Annotated in this window: 23 protein-coding genes; 6 read left to right on the top strand and 17 right to left on the bottom strand. The window is 63.3% G+C overall.

The genetic code is table 11. From position 1 onward, the window contains the following. Positions 1–64: 64 nt before the first annotated feature. A complete protein-coding gene (locus OQE56_RS13345) occupies positions 65–883 on the bottom strand; it encodes an alpha/beta fold hydrolase (RefSeq protein WP_267225006.1) in 819 nt (272 codons plus the stop codon). Between the two features lie 48 nt (positions 884–931). Further along, positions 932–1,303: a nuclear transport factor 2 family protein gene (locus tag OQE56_RS13350; RefSeq protein ID WP_267225008.1), complete on the bottom strand. Its 372-nt coding sequence runs from the start codon at positions 1,301–1,303 to the stop codon at positions 932–934. Between the two features lie 190 nt (positions 1,304–1,493). Between OQE56_RS13350 and creD the strand changes: the two genes are divergently transcribed. After that, complete coding sequence (creD, locus tag OQE56_RS13355) at positions 1,494–2,843, top strand: cell envelope integrity protein CreD (RefSeq protein ID WP_267225010.1); 1,350 nt, start codon at positions 1,494–1,496, stop codon at positions 2,841–2,843. Next, positions 2,840–3,529, top strand: coding sequence for a tRNA (adenosine(37)-N6)-threonylcarbamoyltransferase complex dimerization subunit type 1 TsaB (gene tsaB, locus OQE56_RS13360; RefSeq protein ID WP_267225012.1), 690 nt, complete (start codon positions 2,840–2,842; stop codon positions 3,527–3,529). Before creD ends, tsaB begins: the two co-directional genes overlap by 4 nt. Before the next feature lie 42 nt (positions 3,530–3,571). On the opposite strand, the gene OQE56_RS13365 is transcribed toward tsaB, so the two are convergent. After that, positions 3,572–3,955, bottom strand: coding sequence for an ArsR/SmtB family transcription factor (locus OQE56_RS13365; RefSeq protein WP_267225014.1), 384 nt, complete (start codon positions 3,953–3,955; stop codon positions 3,572–3,574). Between the two features lie 107 nt (positions 3,956–4,062). On the opposite strand from OQE56_RS13365, the gene OQE56_RS13370 reads away from it, so the two are divergent. Then, positions 4,063–4,809: a glucose 1-dehydrogenase gene (locus OQE56_RS13370; protein ID WP_267225016.1), complete on the top strand. Its 747-nt coding sequence runs from the start codon at positions 4,063–4,065 to the stop codon at positions 4,807–4,809. A 125-nt stretch (positions 4,810–4,934) separates the two neighbouring features. Next, positions 4,935–5,333, top strand: a complete 399-nt coding sequence (locus OQE56_RS13375) for a DUF302 domain-containing protein (RefSeq protein ID WP_267225018.1) — start codon at positions 4,935–4,937, stop codon at positions 5,331–5,333. A gap of 31 nt (positions 5,334–5,364) precedes the next feature. Here OQE56_RS13375 and OQE56_RS13380 read toward each other — a convergent pair whose 3' ends face one another. Together OQE56_RS13380 and OQE56_RS13385 are read right to left on the bottom strand one after the other, a co-directional pair. Further along, positions 5,365–5,892 carry a GFA family protein gene (locus OQE56_RS13380; protein WP_267225019.1) on the bottom strand — a complete coding sequence of 176 codons (528 nt, stop codon included), beginning with the start codon at positions 5,890–5,892 and terminating at the stop codon, positions 5,365–5,367. Beyond that, the gene (locus tag OQE56_RS13385; protein ID WP_267225021.1) at positions 5,835–6,860 is read right to left on the bottom strand and encodes a YeiH family protein; all 1,026 of its coding nucleotides are present in this window, start codon (positions 6,858–6,860) and stop codon (positions 5,835–5,837) included. The genes OQE56_RS13380 and OQE56_RS13385 overlap by 58 nt, the downstream gene beginning before the upstream one ends. A gap of 86 nt (positions 6,861–6,946) precedes the next feature. On the opposite strand from OQE56_RS13385, the gene OQE56_RS13390 reads away from it, so the two are divergent. After that, positions 6,947–7,825: a LysR family transcriptional regulator gene (locus tag OQE56_RS13390; RefSeq protein WP_267225023.1), complete on the top strand. Its 879-nt coding sequence runs from the start codon at positions 6,947–6,949 to the stop codon at positions 7,823–7,825. Positions 7,826–7,850: 25 nt separating this feature from the next. On the opposite strand, the gene ptsP is transcribed toward OQE56_RS13390, so the two are convergent. The 12 genes from ptsP to OQE56_RS13450 all read right to left on the bottom strand — a co-directional run bounded on the left by ptsP (position 7,851) and on the right by OQE56_RS13450 (position 18,190). After that, positions 7,851–9,581 carry a phosphoenolpyruvate--protein phosphotransferase gene (ptsP, locus tag OQE56_RS13395; RefSeq protein ID WP_267225025.1) on the bottom strand — a complete coding sequence of 577 codons (1,731 nt, stop codon included), beginning with the start codon at positions 9,579–9,581 and terminating at the stop codon, positions 7,851–7,853. 155 nt (positions 9,582–9,736) lie between these two features. Continuing rightward, positions 9,737–10,006, bottom strand: coding sequence for an HPr family phosphocarrier protein (locus OQE56_RS13400; RefSeq protein ID WP_267225027.1), 270 nt, complete (start codon positions 10,004–10,006; stop codon positions 9,737–9,739). Then, entirely contained in the window at positions 9,999–10,391 is a 393-nt protein-coding gene (locus tag OQE56_RS13405; protein WP_267225029.1) for a PTS sugar transporter subunit IIA, read from the bottom strand. The genes OQE56_RS13400 and OQE56_RS13405 overlap by 8 nt, the downstream gene beginning before the upstream one ends. A gap of 43 nt (positions 10,392–10,434) precedes the next feature. Then, positions 10,435–11,334: an RNase adapter RapZ gene (gene rapZ / locus OQE56_RS13410; protein WP_267225030.1), complete on the bottom strand. Its 900-nt coding sequence runs from the start codon at positions 11,332–11,334 to the stop codon at positions 10,435–10,437. Between the two features lie 3 nt (positions 11,335–11,337). Then, complete coding sequence (hprK, locus tag OQE56_RS13415; protein WP_267225032.1) at positions 11,338–12,288, bottom strand: HPr(Ser) kinase/phosphatase; 951 nt, start codon at positions 12,286–12,288, stop codon at positions 11,338–11,340. Positions 12,289–12,417: 129 nt separating this feature from the next. After that, on the bottom strand, positions 12,418–12,741 hold the full coding sequence (hpf, locus tag OQE56_RS13420; RefSeq protein WP_267225034.1) for a ribosome hibernation-promoting factor, HPF/YfiA family: 324 nt from the start codon (positions 12,739–12,741) through the stop codon (positions 12,418–12,420). Positions 12,742–13,035: 294 nt separating this feature from the next. Beyond that, positions 13,036–14,499 (bottom strand): RNA polymerase factor sigma-54, encoded by a 1,464-nt coding sequence (locus OQE56_RS13425; RefSeq protein WP_267225037.1) that lies wholly within the window; start codon positions 14,497–14,499, stop codon positions 13,036–13,038. A gap of 209 nt (positions 14,500–14,708) precedes the next feature. After that, a complete protein-coding gene (gene lptB / locus OQE56_RS13430; RefSeq protein WP_267225040.1) occupies positions 14,709–15,428 on the bottom strand; it encodes an LPS export ABC transporter ATP-binding protein in 720 nt (239 codons plus the stop codon). Positions 15,429–15,431: 3 nt separating this feature from the next. Continuing rightward, on the bottom strand, positions 15,432–16,037 hold the full coding sequence (gene lptA, locus OQE56_RS13435) for a lipopolysaccharide transport periplasmic protein LptA (protein WP_267225042.1): 606 nt from the start codon (positions 16,035–16,037) through the stop codon (positions 15,432–15,434). Beyond that, complete coding sequence (lptC, locus tag OQE56_RS13440; protein WP_267225044.1) at positions 15,994–16,596, bottom strand: LPS export ABC transporter periplasmic protein LptC; 603 nt, start codon at positions 16,594–16,596, stop codon at positions 15,994–15,996. Before lptC ends, lptA begins: the two co-directional genes overlap by 44 nt. Beyond that, on the bottom strand, positions 16,593–17,132 hold the full coding sequence (locus OQE56_RS13445) for a KdsC family phosphatase (protein ID WP_267225046.1): 540 nt from the start codon (positions 17,130–17,132) through the stop codon (positions 16,593–16,595). The genes lptC and OQE56_RS13445 overlap by 4 nt, the downstream gene beginning before the upstream one ends. A 101-nt stretch (positions 17,133–17,233) precedes the next feature. Beyond that, entirely contained in the window at positions 17,234–18,190 is a 957-nt protein-coding gene (locus OQE56_RS13450) for a KpsF/GutQ family sugar-phosphate isomerase (RefSeq protein WP_267225282.1), read from the bottom strand. Positions 18,191–18,500: 310 nt separating this feature from the next. Between OQE56_RS13450 and OQE56_RS13455 the strand changes: the two genes are divergently transcribed. After that, positions 18,501–18,740 carry a BolA family protein gene (locus OQE56_RS13455; RefSeq protein WP_267225048.1) on the top strand — a complete coding sequence of 80 codons (240 nt, stop codon included), beginning with the start codon at positions 18,501–18,503 and terminating at the stop codon, positions 18,738–18,740. The last annotated feature ends 1 nt before the right edge of the window (position 18,741 follow it).

The following is an 18,741-nucleotide window of genomic DNA, read 5'->3' on the forward strand; positions in this document are numbered from 1 at the left end:
GGGCCCCGGTCGGCCCGCCGCACCGATGATCCCATGGTGCGGCGGCCTTGCCGTGCGCCGGGAGTCATGCATCCGCGTGCGGGCTGATAAATGCCTGCATGTCGCGTAGCAAAGAGCGCTGATGGGTGTGAAACATGCCATGCGGCGCATCGTCGTACTCCAGGTACTGGCATGCCGGCACCATGCTGGCGATGTCGCGCCCAAAGGCGACGAGTTCGCTGACGTCACGCTGTCCATGAATAACCAGCATGGGAACGTCGATGCGGCGCAGCTCGTCGCGGAGATCGGCGGTCACGCGGGTGCGGAAGCATTCGGTCGCCGCATGCAGTGACGTGTTCAGCATGATATCGATGGTGCGGCGGATAACGCCTTCGGACGTGTTGGTCTCGGCAGGCAGGTAGAACCCATCCGCGCCATCGGCAAGCCACTGGGGAAAATCGGCATGGATCGCGGCCAGTGCCGGATCGAACGTCGATACAGGAAGTGGCTTGCCCTCGGCGTCGAGATAACACGGCGCTACCGGTGAAAGCAGGACCACGCGTGCTATGCGATCGCTGCCGTGGCGCGAAAGCAGGCGCACACATTCGCCAGTGCCCATGGAATGGCCGATCAGGGTCAGTTCGCGCAGGTCGAGATGTTCGATCAAAGCCGCCAGATCGTCGGCGAGGCGGTCATAGTCGTAGCCGCTGCCGGGCCGTTCAGAGCGGCCGTGGCCGCGACGGTCCATCGCAATGGTGCGCATGCCCAGCGCATTGAAGTGAAGCATGTGTGGCGCCCACATTTGTGAATCCAGCGCCCATGAGTGGACGAACAACACAGGTTTGCCGTTGCCCCAGTCTTCATAAGCCAGGGTGACGCCGTCGCGGGTGGTGAAATTTGGCATGGTGATAGCTCCGGTGAGCGCGGGCGGCAGGCCGCCCGCGCGGGTGAGTCAGATGACCTGGGGGACCTTGTCGAGAAAGCCGAACACCTGGCGGATGCGGCCCTCTTCCATGGCGGCGACGTCGAAGCCGATCACCAGGGGTTCGGCAGCACCGGGCGTTGCCAGATGCCACTGAAAGCGCAGCGTGTCGTGGTGCGCATCGACCACGCCGGCGAGCTGGAAGCGATGGCCAGGAAACATCTCCTGCACGGCGACGATGGTGGCGTCGATGGCCTGCCAGCCTTTCGCGTCCACCATCGGGTCGGTGTAGCGGGCATGTTCGGTATAGACATCTTCGATCATGCTGCGGCGGCGCAGTGCGTCGGTTTCGTTCCAGCTGGCGATATAGCGTTCGGCGAGGGTGTGGGCAGCGTGCGTCATGGCGTATGTCCTTCGGTTCGTTGGTGTGCGTGCAGCTTGCGGCCCGAGCCGCACACAAGCGATTACCTGCGAGGTAATGGATCGAGGCCCGCCTTTCGCCACAAGTAAGTCGTGGGATGACCGATGTATGCCCTGCGGTTTGCCCGCATCGCCGTTCTCATGTGAACTCCACTACGAGGAGTTCCGGATCATGGGAAGCTGGCTGCGAGGCTGGACCGCGAAAGTGCTGGGTGTCGGTGCTCTGGCGTTGCTGATGTTGTTACCGCTGTGGAAAGTGCAGTCGTTGGTCGACGAGCGGCAGGGCATGCGTCAGGCCGCGGTGGATCAGATTGCGCAGGGTTGGGGTGGACAACAGGTGCTCGGTGGCCTGGTGCTCGCGGTGCCCACACGCGAACCGATGACGCTTTCCAACAACGAAGTACGCGAGATTTCCGATACAACCTACGTACTACCGGATTCCGTCGCGACCGATGTGACGATGTCAGTCGACAAGCGACGCTATGGCATTTACGAGGCACCTGTATTTGCCTCGACCGTGCTGATGCAAGGTCGCTTCGCGTCGGTTGATATCGATCAGTTACGGCAGAAGGACGACGCCAATTGGGTGGACGGCAAAGCGGAATTGCGCCTTGTGTTAGGCGATCTGCGCGGTCTGCAGGAAGTCAGCGAACTGCTGATCAATGGCAAGCCCCAGCGTTTTGAATCGTCGGCGGCAACGCTCGGTGGAGGTTCATCGATCGTTACCGTGCCCCTGGATCTCAGTGCGATGAGCGGTCAGCCGATCGAGTTCTCGGTGAAGTTGCGCCTTGCGGGTACGCAGTCGCTGCAGTTGTTGCCGCTGGCTCGCACCACCGATGTGAAGATAAGCGCACCATGGGCGGATCCAAGTTTCATCGGAGCAGCTTTGCCCGTGGAAAGAACCGTAAGTGCGGAGGGCTTTTCCGCGCGCTGGCACATCCTGGATCTGAACCGGAAGTTCGGTCAGTCGTGGCATGCGAATGAACCGCGCGTCGATGCCGCGGTGCATGATGCGGCCTTTGGCGTCGCACTGTTTCAGCCCGTCGACGTCTATCAGCGCAATGTGCGCGCAGGCAAATATGGTTTGCTGTTCATCACGATGACGTTTGTAGCGTTCTTCCTGTTCGAAGTGCTCAAGCGCTTGCGCGTGCATCCCGTGCAATACCTGTTGGTCGGCGCGGCGCTGACGTCGTTCTATGTGTTGTTGCTGGCCTTGTCCGAGCAGATCGGGTTTGGCGGCGCGTATGCCATCGCGGCGTCGTCGGTTGTGCTGATCATTGCTGGCTACGCGAGCGTGGTGCTGGGTGAGCGCCGGGCCGGCCTGTTGCTGGGCGGCGCGCTGGGCCTTGTCTACGCCATGCTGTATGTCGTGCTGGCGGCGGAACAGTACGCGTTGTTGATTGGCGCCATCGTGCTGGTGATCACCGTGGGCCTGCTGATGTATCTGACTCGCCGTATCGACTGGTATGCCGGCATGCCGAGCGCAGCCGAGCCGGCACCGGCTATCATGGAGCAGCCATGAATCTGCTTGCCCTCGAAACCTCCACCGAAGCCTGCTCCGTCGCCCTTATTCACGGTGACGAAGTGATCGCGCGCAGCGAAATCGCGCCCCGCCGCCACGCCGAACTGGTGCTGCCGATGGCCGATGCCCTGCTGGCTGAAGCCGGGTTGGGGCGCCATGCGCTCGATGTGATCGCCGTGGGCCGTGGCCCCGGCGCCTTCACCGGTGTGCGTCTGGGCATCTCGCTGGCGCAGGGTATGGCGCTGGCGCTGGATGTCCCGGTGGTGACGGTCTCCTCGCTGGCGGCACTGGCCCTGGAAGCGCCGGAAGACGATGCCGCCATTCTTGCTGTCATCGACGCCCGCATGGGCGAGGTCTACGCAGCGAGCTATCGCCGCGACGACAACGGTGGCCTGGTGGCACTCGATGAGGAGCGCGTCTGCACGGCTGACGCGCTGGCGTTGCCAGCAGCGAACCGCTGGCACGTCGTCGGCACTGGCTGGACGACGTATAGGGATGTCGTGCGTAGCCACCTCACCGGTGAGCTGCTTTCGGCGGAAGGCGCCTGCTATCCGCAGGCACGCCACGTGGCTGAGCTTGCCGCACAGGAGTTTGCGGCCGGCCGCGCCACAGCGCCGGAGCTCGCCCTGCCGATCTATCTGCGCGACAAGGTGGCATTGACGCTGGTGGAGCAGGGCAAGGCTTGACCCGTTAAACGCCGTCCGGCCTCACGTGGTCTGGACGGCGTTTCAGCCAACCTTCGCCTGGGCCGCAGCAGGTTTGCGTTTCGCGGCAGGCTTGCGTGCTGCCTGTTGAAGCGTGTGCGCTTGCAGGATGGCGGGCAGCAACCCCGGAAAGCGCTCCTGGATCTCAGCGCAGCGTGTGCTGTTGAACATCTCCACACCGCGCCGCTCGCTGCGGATCAGCCCTGCCTCGCGCAAGGCACGGAAGTGCTGGGACAGCGTGGATTTGGGGATGCTGCGGTCATCTATCTGCAGAAAGGCGGAACAGGTGTTGGCGCTTTCCGCGCAAGCCAGCTGGGCATAGATCGCCGCACGCACAGGGTCGGAGAGCGCATGCAGGATGCCCTCTACAGTGATGTCGTCGATGGACGGGTGGGTCAACGGCCTCATGGCGCCATTTTAGCAGCCCTTGAAAACTAGTTCTTAAGTTCGTATGTTGCGAACTATTGAATTTAAAACTTTCCGGGTATTCCCCTCAACCTCAAGCAGGAACTGTCATGAGCAAGCTCAAAGGTAAAGTGGCTGTTGTTACGGGCGCCTCCAAGGGCATTGGCGCCGCCATCGCCAAGTCGCTGGCCGCCGAAGGCGCGTCGGTCGTGGTCAATTACGCCTCCAGCAAGGCCGGCGCCGATGCCGTGGTAGCGGAGATCAGCAAAGCCGGCGGCAAGGCCGTGGCAGTGGGTGGCGACGTCTCCAAGGTGGCCGACGCCCAGGGCATCGCCGATGCCGCCGTGAAGCATTTCGGTCGCCTGGACATCCTGGTGAACAATTCGGGCGTGTACGAGTTTGGCGCCCTCGACAACATCACCGAAGAGCACTTCCACAAGCAGTTCAACGTGAACGTGCTGGGCTTGCTGCTGACCACGCAGGCCGCCGCGCGCCACATGGGCGAGGGTGGCAGCGTGATCAATGTCAGCTCGCTGGTGACACGTATCGTGCCGCCGGAAAGCGCGGTCTACACCGGCACCAAGGGCGCCGTGGATGCGATTACCGGCGTGCTCTCGCGCGAGCTCGGTGCCCGCAAGATTCGCGTCAATGCGGTGAACCCCGGCATCGTCGAAACCGAAGGCACGCATGCGGCTGGCTTTATTGGCTCGGAGTTCGAACAGCATGCGGTTTCGCAGACGCCGCTGGGCCGCATCGGTCAGCCGAACGATATCGCTTCGATTGTCACCTTCCTGGCATCGGACGATTCGTATTGGCTGACCGGCGAGAAGTTGTTTGCCGCTGGCGGCTTGCGCTGATCAGATCGGAAGCTTGAGCACGCGCCCCGTTTGAACGGGGCGCGTTGCATGCGCGGGCTTGACGGCAGGGAGTGGATCATTTTCTCCCGGATCCGGTCGTGGCCGGACATCATGGAGCTACCGTCATGCCCAGCACACCGTTGGACAGAGGAGTGGTGACTATCCGCTCCGCCTACGATGTTCCCGACACCGTCAACAAGCTCACTGAAGTGTTGGAATCGCACGGCGCTGTGATCTTTGCGCGCATCGATTTCAGTGGCGACGCCGCACGTGCCGGTTTGACCATGTTGCCGGAGCAGATGCTGATCTTCGGTAATCCCAGATCCGGCACGCCGCTGATGCAGGTGGAGCCGCGGATCGGGCTGGATCTCCCACTCAAGGTACTGGTGTGGGAGGACGATCAGGGCTCAACGTGGTTGGCCTATAACACGCCGGACTACATCATGAATCGCCATGGCTTGCCGGTCGCAATGGGGGCGCAGCTGGCTGGCGCCCTGAAGTTGCTGGAGCAGTTCGAACGCTGACCGTCGAAACACGTTTGCGCTGTCCGCGCGGTTAGCCGGTGCCTTCAACGATTTCGACCTGACCAATCCAGTGACGTTTGCGCCGCGCGAGGCGCGATGCCTGATCCTCGCCATCAAAGCTTGCCGTGGCGCGTCTGAAAAGCGTGGGGTCGACGCCTTCCATCGCGTTGACGCTCACCACTGCGAAGAGGTGGCCGTCGATCAAACTTGTTGCCACCGGGACCACACCGCACTGTGTGCAGGTCAGGAAATCAGCCGTGCGCGTACCGAAGCTGTAGCGCGAAACCTGTGCCGGGTTTCGCAACGTCACTTTCAGTTGGCCATCGGGATAAGCCGTCCATACACCGCCGTGCTTCTGGCAGAACGAGCAATCGCAGGCGCGGGCCGGAATCTCGACAGGGTCAGGTTCCCAGTTCAGTGCGAACGCGATGTTGCCGCAATGGCATTGGCCGTGAATAAGCATGGCGGTGTCTGGCAGGGTGGTTGCGCCAAGCGTAGCTGTCAGAGCTGCCCGATCACCAGTTGCACCAGCAGGCTGCTCACGGACACCGCCGCCCATACACCCAGGCCGAGCAGGATCGGACGTACACCGGTCGATGCCATCTTGCGCAGGTTGGCAGAGAGGCCGATGGCAGTCAGCGCCACGATGATCAGGAACTCAGCTGCCACGTGCAGCGCAGGCTGGATAGCCGCTGGTACCAGGCCCATGGTGCGAACACCCGATGCCACCAGAAACCACAGGATGAACCAGGGGAAGATGCGGCGCAGGCTGAAATCACTCGCACCTTGCTTCTTCTGCTTCCACGCCACGGCGAACGCAAGCGCGAGTGAGATGGGGATGATGAGCGTGGCGCGGGTGAGCTTGACGATGGTGGCGTAGTCACCGGCTTCCTTGCTGAAGCTGTAGCCAGCCGCCACCACCGATGAGGTGTCATTGATGGCCGTGCCAGCCCACAGGCCAAAGCCCAGGTCGGACAGGTGCAGCAGATGGCCGAGCAGCGGGAACAGCAGTACCGCCACCAGGTTGAACAGGAAGATGGTGGAAATCGCGAAGGCGGTGTCGTGCTCGTCCGGCTTGATGATCGGCGTGATCGCGGCAATCGCCGAACCGCCGCAGATGGCCGTGCCGACGCCAATCAGGATCTTCAGCTTGTCGTGCACTTTCAGCATGCGACCCAGCAGCCATGCGGTCAGAAAGGCGACGGTGATGGTGACCAGGGTGACCGACAGCGATTCCAGGCCGGTTTTCGCCACCTGATCCAGGCTCAGGCCAAAGCCCAGCGCGATGATCGACCACTGCAGCACCTGCTTGCCGGCGAACTGGATGCCGGCCGTATAGGTGCCGCCGGGAGCCACCAGGTTGCGCACCAGAATGCCCAGCACGATGCCGAACACTGGCCCGCCGATCAGCGGAGCTACCTTGCCTAGCGCCAGCGCGGCCAGGGCGATAGCCACGGATAGCAACAAGCCCGGCAAGCGTTGGGCGAGGGTGGGGGTGGTAACGGCGGATACGGCGGTGGCGTTCATGACGTTCTCCTTCAATGGCGTGATTGTCCGCCTCCTTGACTATCAAAAAAATTTTGAATAATTGATCTGTGATATAAGCGTAGCTGATGATCAACATTAGCCCACGCCAGCTTCAGGTGTTCGTACAGATCGCACGGCTGGGCAGCGTGCGGGCCGCAGCGGAAGAGCTGCATCTCACCCAGCCGGCTGCCAGCATGGCGTTGGCGGAAATGGAGCGGCAGCTCGACGCGCCGGTGTTCGCGCGCGAACGTGGCCGGCTGAGACTGAATACGCGAGGCCGCGAGCTGTTGCCGCTGGCGCAGGAATTGTTGGAGCGCTACGCCGAATTCGGCCGGATCGGCAGCGGCAGTGCCGACGAACTGAGTGGCGAGCTGCGCGTGGGCGCCAGTAACACCGTGGGCAACTACCGCGTGGGCGAACTACTGGGCGACTTCGTTCGTGCTCACCCTTACGTATCGGTACGCCTGCGCGTATCCAACACGGCGGAGATCGTTGCCTCCATGCTCGATCACGCGCTGGAGCTGGGGTGTGTGGAAGGCCCGGTGGCGCATCCGTCACTGGAAGTGCGTCCATGGCGCGACGACGCTCTGGTGGTATGCGCGCCACCCGATCACCCGCTGGCACGCAAACGCCGGCTGCAGGCGGAAGATTTCGCCGGAGCGCGCTGGGTATTGCGTGAACCGGGCTCGGCGACACGTAGCCTGAGCGAGCGGGCCTTGTCCGTGTTGCCCGCTGGCGAAACCGTGCTGGAACTGGATCAGGCCGAAGCGATCAAGCAGGCCGTTATCGCGGGCCTCGGCATTGCCTGTTTGCCACAGGTCGCAGTGATCGACGCCGTGGCCGCCGGTCGCCTGAAAGTGCTCAGGACGCCCTTCCTCGACCTTCGACGCAAGTTGTCATTGCTGCTGCATCGGCAGCGCTATCGTGGTGCGTTGATCGAGGCCTTTCTGGCCAGGGCCGGATAGCCCCAGCCGCTCCTGCAGAAAGCCTTCAACCCACGATCTGGGTCAGCAGTGCCTCAGCTTCCTCATGCGTACGTGCACGCAGAATGCGCGATGCATGCGCACGTAGAAGCGCGTGATCGAGCGTCGCTACGCGGTCGCGCACGTGCAGGAGCTGGCTCGGGTGCATGCTGAACTCGTTGAGTCCAAGCGCGAGCAGCAGCGCAGTGAAGCTGACATCACCGCCGATTTCGCCGCACAGGCTCACCGGCTTTTTGGCACGGCGTCCTTCTGCAATGACGTAGGAGAGCAGACGCAGCAGTGCAGGCTGTAGCGGGTTGTAGATGTTGTCCAGCGCATCGTTGCCGCGATCGGCCGCGAGCACGTACTGCGCAAGATCGTTGGTGCCGATGGCGAGGAAGTCGGCATGTTCCAGCAGGGCCCGCACGTTGATGGCAGCGGCGGGTACTTCGATCATGGCGCCAAGCGCAAGCTTCTCCGGCAGATCGACGTTCTCGCGCTTGAGTTCCTGACGTGCCAGCTTGAACAGTGTGCGCACAGCGATCAGTTCGTCCGGCTGCGTCACCATGGGTACCAGCACGCGCACCGGGCCGTAGCAGGCGGCGCGCAAAATGGCGCGGATCTGCGTGGTGAACACCGCCGGGTAGCGCAACGACAGACGCACGCCGCGCACGCCCAAGGCCGGGTTGTCCTCGCCGCGCAGCACCAGGCCCGCGGCATCGGCCTTGTCGGCGCCCAGATCCAGCGTGCGAATCGTGACCGGCAGACCGCCCATGCCGAGCACCAGGTCGCGATAAGCGATGAACTGCTCGTCTTCGGTGGGCAGGCCTTTCTGACGCAGGAACAGGAATTCGGTGCGATACAGACCGACGCCATCCGCGCCACGCGCTCGCGCCATGGCGATGTCGGCGGGCATCTCGGCATTGGCGAGCAGGCGGATATCCACGCCATCGGTGGTGCGTGTGGGAGCGTTGGCCAGGGTGGCCAGGCGCCGACCTTCCTGTGCCGCCTCGCGCTGCCAGGCGCGATAACGGGCCAGATCCTGCGCAGTGGGATGCACCACGGCTTCGCCGCGCTCGGCATCGAGCAGAATCAGGTCGTCGTCATGAATGGTCGACAGCGCATCGCGCACACCCACCAGCATGGGCAGGTCCAGACTGCGCGCGAGAATCGCACTGTGCGAGTACGCGCTGCCTGAGCTGGCCACGACGCCGAGCAGGCCGCTGCCAGCCAGGTGCGCCATATCGGCCGGCGCAATGGTGTCGGCGACCAGAATTTCGCCCACGCGCGCGGCGAGCTTGCGCTCCTCGCGGCTGGTCTGGCGTTGCAGGGCGGAGATGACGCGGCTGATGACCTGGTCGACGTCTTCCTTGCGCGAACGCAGGTACGGATCGTCCATGGCCTCGAACACGGCAGCAATGCGATCGCGCTGCTTCTTCAGTGCGGCGCCCGGACGGTAATGGCCGATACGCACCAGGTCGTCGAGGCCGCGCAGCAATTCGGGATCGTCCAGCAGCAGGCTGTGCGCGTCGATGAACTCGTTGACCTCGCGGGCCAGGGCACCGTGCAACTTGCCGCGCAGTTCGCGCAGTTCCTGGCGCGCGGTTTCGAGCGCGCGATGCAGACGCGCCAATTCCACATCCACTTCGTCTTCATTGAGCGGACGCGTGTCGACCAGGTAACGACTGGGCTGCACCAGACGCGCGCGACCGAGGGCCATGCCCTTTGCCGCCGTCGTGCCTGTCAAAATGTGTCTCATGCATGCCTTCCGTGGTGGAGCGACCGGTCGGGTCGGTGTTGGCGCCGGCATCCGTCCAGCGCGTCGAATCCCGAAACCGAACCATCGCATGGCGCAGCCCACCGGGCCGTGAATACGGCCTCAAGGCGAGACATGCGGGCGATGGTTCGTAGCACTCAGGCTCCTTCGTCGAACTTGCGATCGAACAGTGCGACCACGGCGGTGAGGGCGGACTCTTCGTCCGGACCTTCGGCACGCACGGTCAGCGGCGTACCAATGCCTGCGGCCAACATCATCACGCCCATGATGCTCTGCGCGTTGACTTCACGACCTTTGCTTACCAGCCACACGGTGGATTTGAAACCCTGCACCAGTTGCACCAGCTTGGCCGATGCGCGGGCATGCAGGCCCAGCTTGTTGGAAACGACAATCTCTTGTTCACGCATGATCGATGAAAATTCCTCCGCGGCCACCGCTGGCGGCAATTTCCGCCAATTCGTCTAACGGCTTTTCCGCGTAATTGAGTACACGCAACAGCATGGGCAGGTTGAGCCCGGAAACGCAGCGCAACCGTACGCCGAGCGCGGCCAGCGACAGCCCGATGTTGCAAGGCGTGGCGCCATAAAGATCGGCGAGGACGAGTACGCCGTCGCCCTGATCGAGTTCCCGTGCGTGCTTGGCCGTGAGCGTGCGCATCACATCCGGGTCCGCCTGCGGGGGCACCTCGACGGCCTCCACGCGCAGCGGCAGCTTGGGCAGCACGTGGTGGGCGGCTGAAATCAGCGCCTGACCCACCGCCTCGTGCGTCATCAACATCACGCCGACGCTCATGACGGCGTACCGGTCCGTAGTGTTGCCTTGAACTGCATGGCCATCACTCGAGTTCTCGGTGGAAGGTAAGCACGCCATTACGCAGCGCGCGATAGTGAGCCGCCAGCTTCTCCACCAGATAGACGGAGCGGTGGCGACCGCCGGTACAGCCGACGGAGATGGTGACGTAGCTGCGATCGTCGACTTCGAAACGTGGCAGCCAGGTATCGAGCCACCGCGCCGTGTCGGCAAAGTATTCGGTCACCATCGGCTGCGCATCGAGGTAATTGCGTACGGCAGCATCCTTGCCGGAAAGCGGGCGCAGCGTGGGATCCCAGTGCGGATTGGGCAGGCAGCGTGCATCGAATACGAAATCCGCATCGAGCGGCAATCCGCGGCGAAACGCGAACGACTGGAACATCAGCGTCAGCCCCTCGGTCGCTTCGGCGTAGCCAGTGGCAATCAGGCGACGCAGTTGATGCACGTTCATGTCGCTGGAATCGATCACCTTGTCCGCGATCGAGGAGAGCGGGCGCAGCACGCGGCGCTCTTCGGCAATCGCATCGGCCAGTGACAGGCCTTTCAGCGACAGTGGATGACGGCGTCGCGTTTCCGAGTAACGCTTGATCAATACGTCATCGCGGCAGTCGAGGAAGATCATGTGCGCATGCACGCCAGCGCTCGCCAGCTCGGAAAGGATCGCCGGCATGCGCTGCAGATCTTCGCCGGGATTGCGCACGTCGACGCCCACCGCCACGTTGCGGCGCTTGCCTTCCACATCGCAGCCAGCCGCCGCCACCAGTTGTGGGAGCAGGGCGGTGGGAAGGTTGTCGACGCAGTAGAAATCCAGGTCCTCCAACGCACGCAGGGCGACCGTCTTGCCGCCGCCAGACATGCCGGTGAGGACGATCAGATGGACCGCGTCGGGATCACGAAGCTGAAGCGTGGATGTCGTTTCGCTCATGGTTCACCACGGGGGAAGCCGGCGCATCTGGTGCGCCTGGCGATCGATGAAGGTCTGAGCCGGGTCGATGCCCTTGCTCTTGAGCACATGATTACGCACCGCAGCCTCCACTAGCACCGCGAGGTTGCGGCCGGGCGCGACGGGAATGGTAATCATCGGAATGGGCACCTCGAAAATCTCGCGGTGTCCGATGTCGCCGGTGAGCCGGGTAAGCCCGTCGGTGTCTTCCCCTTCGCGCAACGGTTTCAGATGCACGACGAGGCGAAGGTACTTGGACGGCTTGACTGCAGTGTGGCCGAACATTTCGCGCACATTGAGCACGCCCAGACCGCGCACTTCCAGCAGATCCTGCAACAGCTCAGGGCAATTGCCGTCGATCACGTCCGGTGCGATCAAGGTGAATTCGGTGGCGTCATCGGCCACCAGTCGATGGCCACGGCTGATCAGTTCCAGCGCCAGTTCGCTCTTGCCCGAACCCGATTCGCCGGTGATCAGCACGCCGATGGAAAACACCTCCAGAAACACGCCATGCAGCGTGATCTTGGGGGCCAGCATGCGTGCCAGGTGGTATTGCATCCAGGTGAGCAGCTCGTGGCCGCGCTTGGAGCTGATCCACAGTGGCGTGTTGGTTTCCTCGGCCACCTCACGCAGGTCGGTGGGGATGGCCTGATCCTTGGTCACGATCATCGCTACCGGCTGGTAGGCGGCGATCTTATTGATCGCTTCCCAGCGCTGGCGGGACTCGAGGCTGTCGAGAAAGTTCAGCTCCTCGGTGCCGATGATCTGGATCTTGTTGGGGTAGATGACGTTGAGGTAGCCGATCAGCGATGGACGCCGCGTGGTGGTGGCAGCCTGCTCCAGCACGCGGGACTCTCCGCGCATGCCGGATACCCAGCGCAGCGCCATGCGCTCGTGGACACTGTCATAGAGTTGTCGGGCGGTGAGCCGATCCAAGCCTGTTCCTTTGCGCTACCGAAAAAAGGGCGGTCGCATGGACATTGTGCCAGTTCACACCGGCGGATGCCTTGGAAAGGGGGCGGGGGGAGCGGAAAGGCCCGCCCGGAGCGGGCGGGCCGGGGTGGGTCAGCCGTAGAGGCGTTCTTCGCGCGCGGCGCGCTGGTGCTTGTCGCAGACCTTCTCTCGGTGCTTGCGCAGCTGAGTCACCAGTTTGTCAAACAGGACGTCAATGGAAACGTACATATCGTTTTCGAGGGCTTCGCCATGCAGGGTGGCACCCGATACGGTGAGCGTGCCTTCGGCACGTTGCTGCAGCTTATTTACCGAAAGCACGATGCTAAGAGTGATGATTCGATCATCGAGGCGGGTGAGGCGGTCGAGCCGGCTATTCACGTGATCTCGAAGAGCCTGGGTGACTTCAATCTGCTGACCGCTGATCTGAACTTGCATGTTGCGCCTCCTCTGGTACTCGCCGCGGACGCGGCTGGGGTCGATGCGCCGGTCGCTTATGTCGTGGCCGACACACCTTCAAAAACCCGGGGGTTTGTCTCGATCCGCTTTGCCGGCCTCCTCACCAAGTCGGGATAGTCACTATGCGCTTCTGACGTTTGCTTCGCGTTATGAAGACCTTCACGCCTTCGACATGGCAGGTAACCCATCGGATCGACTTACTACGATTATGGGGACGCCTTTTTCGCTGCCAAGTTCCCGAGACGCTTTGCCACAGGCGATGGGCAATGTCGTTCAGCCTGCGCGTTGACGCTCACTGGAGCTGGGAATACGCATGGCTTCGCGATACTTGGCGACGGTGCGGCGGGCAACCTGAATGCCCTTGCGGTGCAGTTCCTCCGCGATGGCCTGATCGGACAGCGGTTTGCGCGGGTCCTCGGCATCGACCAGCTTGCGCAGCATGGCCTGGATGGCGGTGGCCGACGCGCTGCCACCGTCTTCGGTGGACACGCCGCTGGAGAAGAAATGCTTGAGCTCGAACGTGCCGCGCGGCGTGTGGATGTATTTGCGCGTGGTGACACGGGAGATGGTGGATTCGTGCATGCCCACTTCCTCCGCCACTTCGCGCAGCACCAGCGGGTGCATCGCTTCGGGGCCGTAGTCGAGGAAGGCGCTTTGCCGGCGCACGATGGCTTCAGCCACCTTGAGCAGGGTTTCCGCGCGCGACTCCAGGCTCTTGATCAGCCAACGCGCCTCCTGTAGCTGGCCACGCATCCAACTGGCGTCGGTACCGCGGGCCTGCGCAATCAGGCCGCAATAGTGCTGGTTAAGCCCCAATCGCGGCTGGCAGTCGGGATTGAGACTGACGCGCCAGCGCCCGGTTTCTTTGCGCGCGTAGACATCAGGCGCCACGTATTCCACGGGCGTGACATCCAGGGCCGCACCGGGACGTGGATCGAGGCTGCGGATCAGCACGGCTGCGGCGGCGGCATCGTCTTCGCTGGCTTTCAGCTTGCGAGCCAGGCGGGCGATGTCGTTGCGTGCGAGCAGCTCAAGTTCGCTGTCGACAACGCGCAAGGCAAGTTCGCGATGCGGCGTATCCAGATCAAACTGCTCGAGCTGCACACGCAGGCAGTCGCGCAGATCGAGGCTGGCCACACCGGTGGGGTCGAAACGCTGCAGCATGCGCCGCACGTGTTCCACCTCGGCCGCACTCGCCTTGAGATCAGCCGGAAGCGCGCCGATGAGCGACTCCATGCTTTCGACGAGATAACCGTCTGGGTTGAGCGCATCAATCAGCACAGCGGCGATGGTGCGATCGCGAACGCTCATGTGCGTGAGATTGAGCTGCCACAGCAGATGCTCTTGCAGTGTTTCCTGCGCGGCGCTCTGTGGCTCGAAACTGTCATCGTCGGCGTTGGAATTGTTGCGCGACGAAGCGCTGCTGCTGGAGAAATCGATCGGATCTTCGGCCGTGCCACCGCCGTCGCTCCACTCGGATGGGTCGGCGTCGTCGCTGGTGTCGGTGCTGCTGGCGCTGTTGCTCGGGATCGGCAGCGGCTCGATGGCTTCGCGCTCTTCGCCGTCAACGTCTTCGGGGTTGTCGTCGGAGAACTCGAGCAACGGATTGCTTTCTGCGATCTGACGCAGTTCAGCCTCGAGCTCCAGCTGCGACAGCTGCAGAAGGCGGATGGCCTGTTGCAGCTGAGGGGTCAGCGTAAGCTGCTGATTGAGACGAAACTGCAGTCCGGGTTTCATGCCAGCCGGTCGGGATGAACGTGAGGGTCATCCTACCTCCTGACCTGAACGCGAGGCCATAGGTCAAACGCCGAATCGCGTACTACCTCAGGTTTATCGCCTGTAACGGAGGCGCTATAGACGCCTATGCCAGGCACGCGAAAACACCGCCATCCCGACAGAAGAGCTTTTTGCCGGAATGGCGAACCGATGGCAGCTTGCGCGCCTCGTCAGAGGCGGAATTCGCGGCCCAGATAAACCTCGCGGACCTTTTCGTCAGCAAGGATGTGCGCGGGTGTGCCGCGGGAAAGCACTTCGCCATCGTTGAGGATATAGGCGCGGTCGCAGATGCCCAACGTCTCACGCACGTTGTGGTCGGTGATGAGCACGCCGATGCCGCGTTCCTTGAGATGACGCACGATGCGCTGGATTTCACCCACCGAGATCGGATCCACGCCCGCGAACGGTTCGTCCAGCAGCATGTAGCGGGGGTGAGCGGCCAGCGCGCGCGCAATTTCCACACGGCGGCGTTCACCACCGGAAAGACTGATGCCTTTCTGATCGGCGATGTGCGAGATCTTCAGTTCGTCGAGCAGGCTTTCCAGCTCGTTGGCGCGGCGCTTCTCGTCCCAGCCTTCACGCAATTCCAGCACCGCCATGATGTTGTCGGCGACGCTGAGGCGACGGAATACCGAGGCTTCCTGCGGCAGGTAGCCAATGCCCAGCTTGGCGCGCTGGTGCATGGGCAGGCCGGTGATGTCCTGCTTGTCCAGCTTGATGGTGCCGGCATCGGCCTCGATCAGGCCCACCACCATGTAAAAACAGGTGGTTTTACCGGCGCCGTTCGGGCCGAGCAGGCCAACCACTTCGCCTTCGCGAATGGAGAACGCGAAGTCGCGCACGACCTGACGCGCCTTGAAACTCTTTTGCAAACCTTCAGCAGAAAGCATCGATCAGTTGCCCTCGGGCTTGCCGGCCGGCGTCGTAGCGGGTGGCGTCGCCGGCTTGACCGGTGCAGCGCCCGGCTTGGGCTTGGGCAGAATCACGCCGTGCACCATGCCTTCGCCGCCCGATTCGCCGGTGATCAGGCTGGTGTCGGTGTTGTAGGTGAGCTTGTCGCCGTGGAATTCGCCGCGGCCCTGCTGGCGCACCACGGCATTGGTGGTGAGCACGGCAATGCCGTTGAGGTTGTCGTAGTCCAGCGTCTGCGCGTCGCCCTGCACGAGGTTGTTGGCCTCGTCCAGCTGCTGGATGTGCGCCGGGTTACCGGTCACCACCACGCGGGCGATCTGCTGATCGGCGTCGAGGTAAATCTTGGCCACGTCACCGGTGAGCACCATGGTGCCCTGGGTCACCTTCACGTTGCCCTTGAGCGTGCTGATGGTGTTGGGTGCGTTGAACGCCTCGGTGTACTTGGCGTCGTAATTCATGGGCTGCTCGCGGTCCGACTTCTTGGCGAACGCCAAGGCGGGCAGCAGGGCGAGCAGGCCCAGTGCGAGGAGGCCGACGGAAAGCTTAGGACTTGTGTTTGCGCGGCGGGTAGGTGCCGTGGCTTTCATCGAGCAGCTCCAGGTGATTGGTGTTGAGGTTGGCTCTCATGCCTACCCCGCTAAGTTTACTGTCGCCTTGCACCATCTGCGCCGGGGCCGCTGTCTCCATGCGGTTCTCCTTGGGCCAGCTGGTCACATCGGAGGTGTGGATCTCGGCGGCGGCCGTCTGGTTGAAGGCGGCGCGGTGCATGTATACCGACCCCTGCAGCTTCAGCAGGCTACCGCTCTTGTCGACCCAGGCATACAGCGATTCGCCCAGCCAGGGCGGCGCGCCTTCCCGATTGGAGGGCAGCTCGAACTTGGGCGTGTTGATGTACAGGGATTCGTCGTTCTCGCGGCGCTCCAGATGCGGGGCGACCATGCGGAAGCTTGGCTGGCCGTCCGTATCGAAGGACCACAGCCTGAAGTTGGTCAGGGTGTAGCCCGAACGCGGCGGGCCCACGAACTCGTTGACCTTCGGCGTGGGGGCCAGCCACCAATAAACCGCCTGGGCGCCGGCTGTCGCGAGGCCGACCAGGACGATCGCCACCGGCAAGCCCCGGTCGCGCAAGTAGGTGCGCAAACTCACTGCCAGCGACCCCGCTCGGCGGCCGTCTTGTTCTGAGCGTGCAGGATCATGTCGGCCACTTCACGCGCCGCGCCCATGCCGCCGCTCTGGCGGGTGCGCCAATGCGCCGCTTCGACGACCCAGGGGTGGGCATTGGCCACGGCGACAGCCAACCCGGCTAAGCGCATGGGCGGCAGGTCGGGCAGGTCGTCACCCACAAAGGCAGCTTGCTCGGGTGTCAGCGCCAGTGCTTCCAGCAGCTGCTGCAGGCAGGCGCGCTTGTCGCCCTGACCCTGGTAGACGTGGGCGATGTCCAGCTCTTCCGCGCGCAGCGCCACCGGGTGACTGATGCGCGCCGACATGATGGCCACCTGCACCCCGTTGGCCATCAGCAGCTTGAGGCCCAGGCCGTCGTGCACGTGGAACACTTTGGTTTCGTGGCCGTCCTCGGCGTACCACAGCCGGCCATCGGTCAGGGTGCCGTCCACGTCGAACACGACGAGGCGGATCTTGGCGGCGCGGGCAAGGACGTCAGCAGGGATATCAGCCAGATACATGGGTAAGTTCGGCAGGAGGGCGGGGTAGCGATACCGTCAAACGCGGCGTGGCGCGGACGGTGGACGCGGTCAGTATCACTAGTAGCAGCCGAGCCTTTCGATCAGACCACACGGGCGCGGAGCAGATCGTGAATGTTCAGGGCGCCCACCACCTGCTGCTCGTCATTGACCACCAGCAGGGCGTGAATCTGATGCTTCTCCATCAGCTGGGCGGCTTCAATGGCCAGCTTGTCCGCACCGATGGTCTTGGGGCCGCGCGTCATCAGCTCGGCCACGGTGGCGCCGCGCAGGTCCACATCGTCGTCATCCAGTGCGCGGCGCAGGTCGCCGTCGGTGAACACGCCGAGCAGGTGCCTGTTGCCGTCGATCACCGCGGTCATGCCCAGGTGCTTGCGGGTCATTTCCATCAAGGCCTGGGTAAGCGTGGCGTTCGGCGGCACCGTGGGAATGCCGTCACCGGTGTGCATCACGTCGCTGATATGCAGCAGCAGGCGGCGGCCAAGGCTGCCGGCCGGGTGCGAGCGGGCGAAATCTTCCGAGGTGAAGCCACGGGCTTCCAGCAGGGCAATGGCCAGCGAATCACCCATCACCAGCGCGGCCGTGGTGCTGGCGGTAGGAGCCAGGCCCAATGGGCAGGCTTCGGCGGCGATGCTGGCATCCAGGTGCACGTCGGCCTGATCGGCCAGCGAGGACTGGGCGTTGCCGGTGATGGCAATCAGCGGAATCCCCTGCCGCTTGATCACCGGCAGGATAAACAGCACTTCGTCGGTCTCGCCCGAATTGGAAAGGGCCAGCACCACGTCCTGCGGCAGGATCATGCCCAGGTCGCCATGGCTGGCCTCGCCGGGATGGACAAAAAAGGCCGGGGTGCCCGTGGAGGCGAGGGTGGCGGCAATTTTCCGCGCCACATGCCCGGACTTGCCCATGCCAGTCACAACCACGCGTCCGGCACAGCCCAGGATGAGCCGGCATGCCTCGACGAATTCAGGCCCGATGCGGGATTCCAGCGCCCGGATGGCGGCCGCTTCGGTGGCAATCACCGTGCGGGCGCTGCGCATGATGGCATCAGCGTTGATCGCGTTCTGGCTGGTGGCGGCGTGGGCGTTCATGTGTCCTCGGGAGCTGGTGCCGGAATCTCGCCACCATCCTGAATGACGGTGGTTGGGCGGGATTTTCCGTTAAATCATGGGCTTGGAGGCTCGCAGCCTCCGATGGGGGAGCGGCGGCGCCATCACGTGTCGTTTCTGCGACAGAGGTTTTCCATTAACATGGCATATTCGCATTTTAACGTCATAGTCGACGGCGATGGGTTCCACCTGTGTTTGGGATCTGCGGCGTTGACGAGACCCCAAGCAAGTGGAACAACCCATGGACGCTGCCGCCATCCAGGCAATGATCGAACAAGGCCTGCCGGGTGCGCAGGCGGCCGTGAGCGGCGACGACGGCGTGCACTTCGAGGCTGAAGTGGTGGCTGATCAGTTCGCAGGCAAGCTGCCGCTGGCGCGGCATCGCCTGGTCTATGCCACGCTGGGGGATCTCATGGGTGGCGCAATCCACGCGCTTGCCCTGAAAACACTGACTCCCGCAGAAGCCGCAGCGCGCCGATAAG

Source organism: Dyella silvae (assembly GCF_026421305.1).
Classification (GTDB): Bacteria; Pseudomonadota; Gammaproteobacteria; order Xanthomonadales; family Rhodanobacteraceae; genus Dyella; species Dyella silvae.

Bases quoted from the DNA above. Each gene is read 5' to 3' on its own strand.
- OQE56_RS13385 (WP_267225021.1), bottom strand. From the start codon at position 6,860: ATGAACGCCACCGCCGTATCCGCCGTTACCACCCCCACCCTCGCCCAA.
- rapZ (WP_267225030.1), bottom strand. From the start codon at position 11,334: ATGAGCGAAACGACATCCACGCTTCAGCTTCGTGATCCCGACGCGGTC.
- hpf (WP_267225034.1), bottom strand. From the start codon at position 12,741: ATGCAAGTTCAGATCAGCGGTCAGCAGATTGAAGTCACCCAGGCTCTT.
- OQE56_RS13450 (WP_267225282.1), bottom strand. From the start codon at position 18,190: ATGCGCAGCGCCCGCACGGTGATTGCCACCGAAGCGGCCGCCATCCGG.
- lptB (WP_267225040.1), bottom strand. From the start codon at position 15,428: ATGCTTTCTGCTGAAGGTTTGCAAAAGAGTTTCAAGGCGCGTCAGGTC.
- OQE56_RS13345 (WP_267225006.1), bottom strand. From the start codon at position 883: ATGCCAAATTTCACCACCCGCGACGGCGTCACCCTGGCTTATGAAGAC.
- tsaB (WP_267225012.1), top strand. From the start codon at position 2,840: ATGAATCTGCTTGCCCTCGAAACCTCCACCGAAGCCTGCTCCGTCGCC.
- OQE56_RS13370 (WP_267225016.1), top strand. From the start codon at position 4,063: ATGAGCAAGCTCAAAGGTAAAGTGGCTGTTGTTACGGGCGCCTCCAAG.
- OQE56_RS13425 (WP_267225037.1), bottom strand. From the start codon at position 14,499: ATGAAACCCGGACTGCAGTTTCGTCTCAATCAGCAGCTTACGCTGACC.
- lptA (WP_267225042.1), bottom strand. From the start codon at position 16,037: ATGAAAGCCACGGCACCTACCCGCCGCGCAAACACAAGTCCTAAGCTT.
- OQE56_RS13350 (WP_267225008.1), bottom strand. From the start codon at position 1,303: ATGACGCACGCTGCCCACACCCTCGCCGAACGCTATATCGCCAGCTGG.
- OQE56_RS13455 (WP_267225048.1), top strand. From the start codon at position 18,501: ATGGACGCTGCCGCCATCCAGGCAATGATCGAACAAGGCCTGCCGGGT.
- OQE56_RS13375 (WP_267225018.1), top strand. From the start codon at position 4,935: ATGCCCAGCACACCGTTGGACAGAGGAGTGGTGACTATCCGCTCCGCC.
- OQE56_RS13445 (WP_267225046.1), bottom strand. From the start codon at position 17,132: ATGTATCTGGCTGATATCCCTGCTGACGTCCTTGCCCGCGCCGCCAAG.
- OQE56_RS13400 (WP_267225027.1), bottom strand. From the start codon at position 10,006: ATGCGTGAACAAGAGATTGTCGTTTCCAACAAGCTGGGCCTGCATGCC.
- OQE56_RS13390 (WP_267225023.1), top strand. From the start codon at position 6,947: ATGATCAACATTAGCCCACGCCAGCTTCAGGTGTTCGTACAGATCGCA.
- OQE56_RS13365 (WP_267225014.1), bottom strand. From the start codon at position 3,955: ATGAGGCCGTTGACCCACCCGTCCATCGACGACATCACTGTAGAGGGC.
- OQE56_RS13405 (WP_267225029.1), bottom strand. From the start codon at position 10,391: ATGAGCGTCGGCGTGATGTTGATGACGCACGAGGCGGTGGGTCAGGCG.
- OQE56_RS13380 (WP_267225019.1), bottom strand. From the start codon at position 5,892: ATGGGCGGCGGTGTCCGTGAGCAGCCTGCTGGTGCAACTGGTGATCGG.
- creD (WP_267225010.1), top strand. From the start codon at position 1,494: ATGGGAAGCTGGCTGCGAGGCTGGACCGCGAAAGTGCTGGGTGTCGGT.
- ptsP (WP_267225025.1), bottom strand. From the start codon at position 9,581: ATGAGACACATTTTGACAGGCACGACGGCGGCAAAGGGCATGGCCCTC.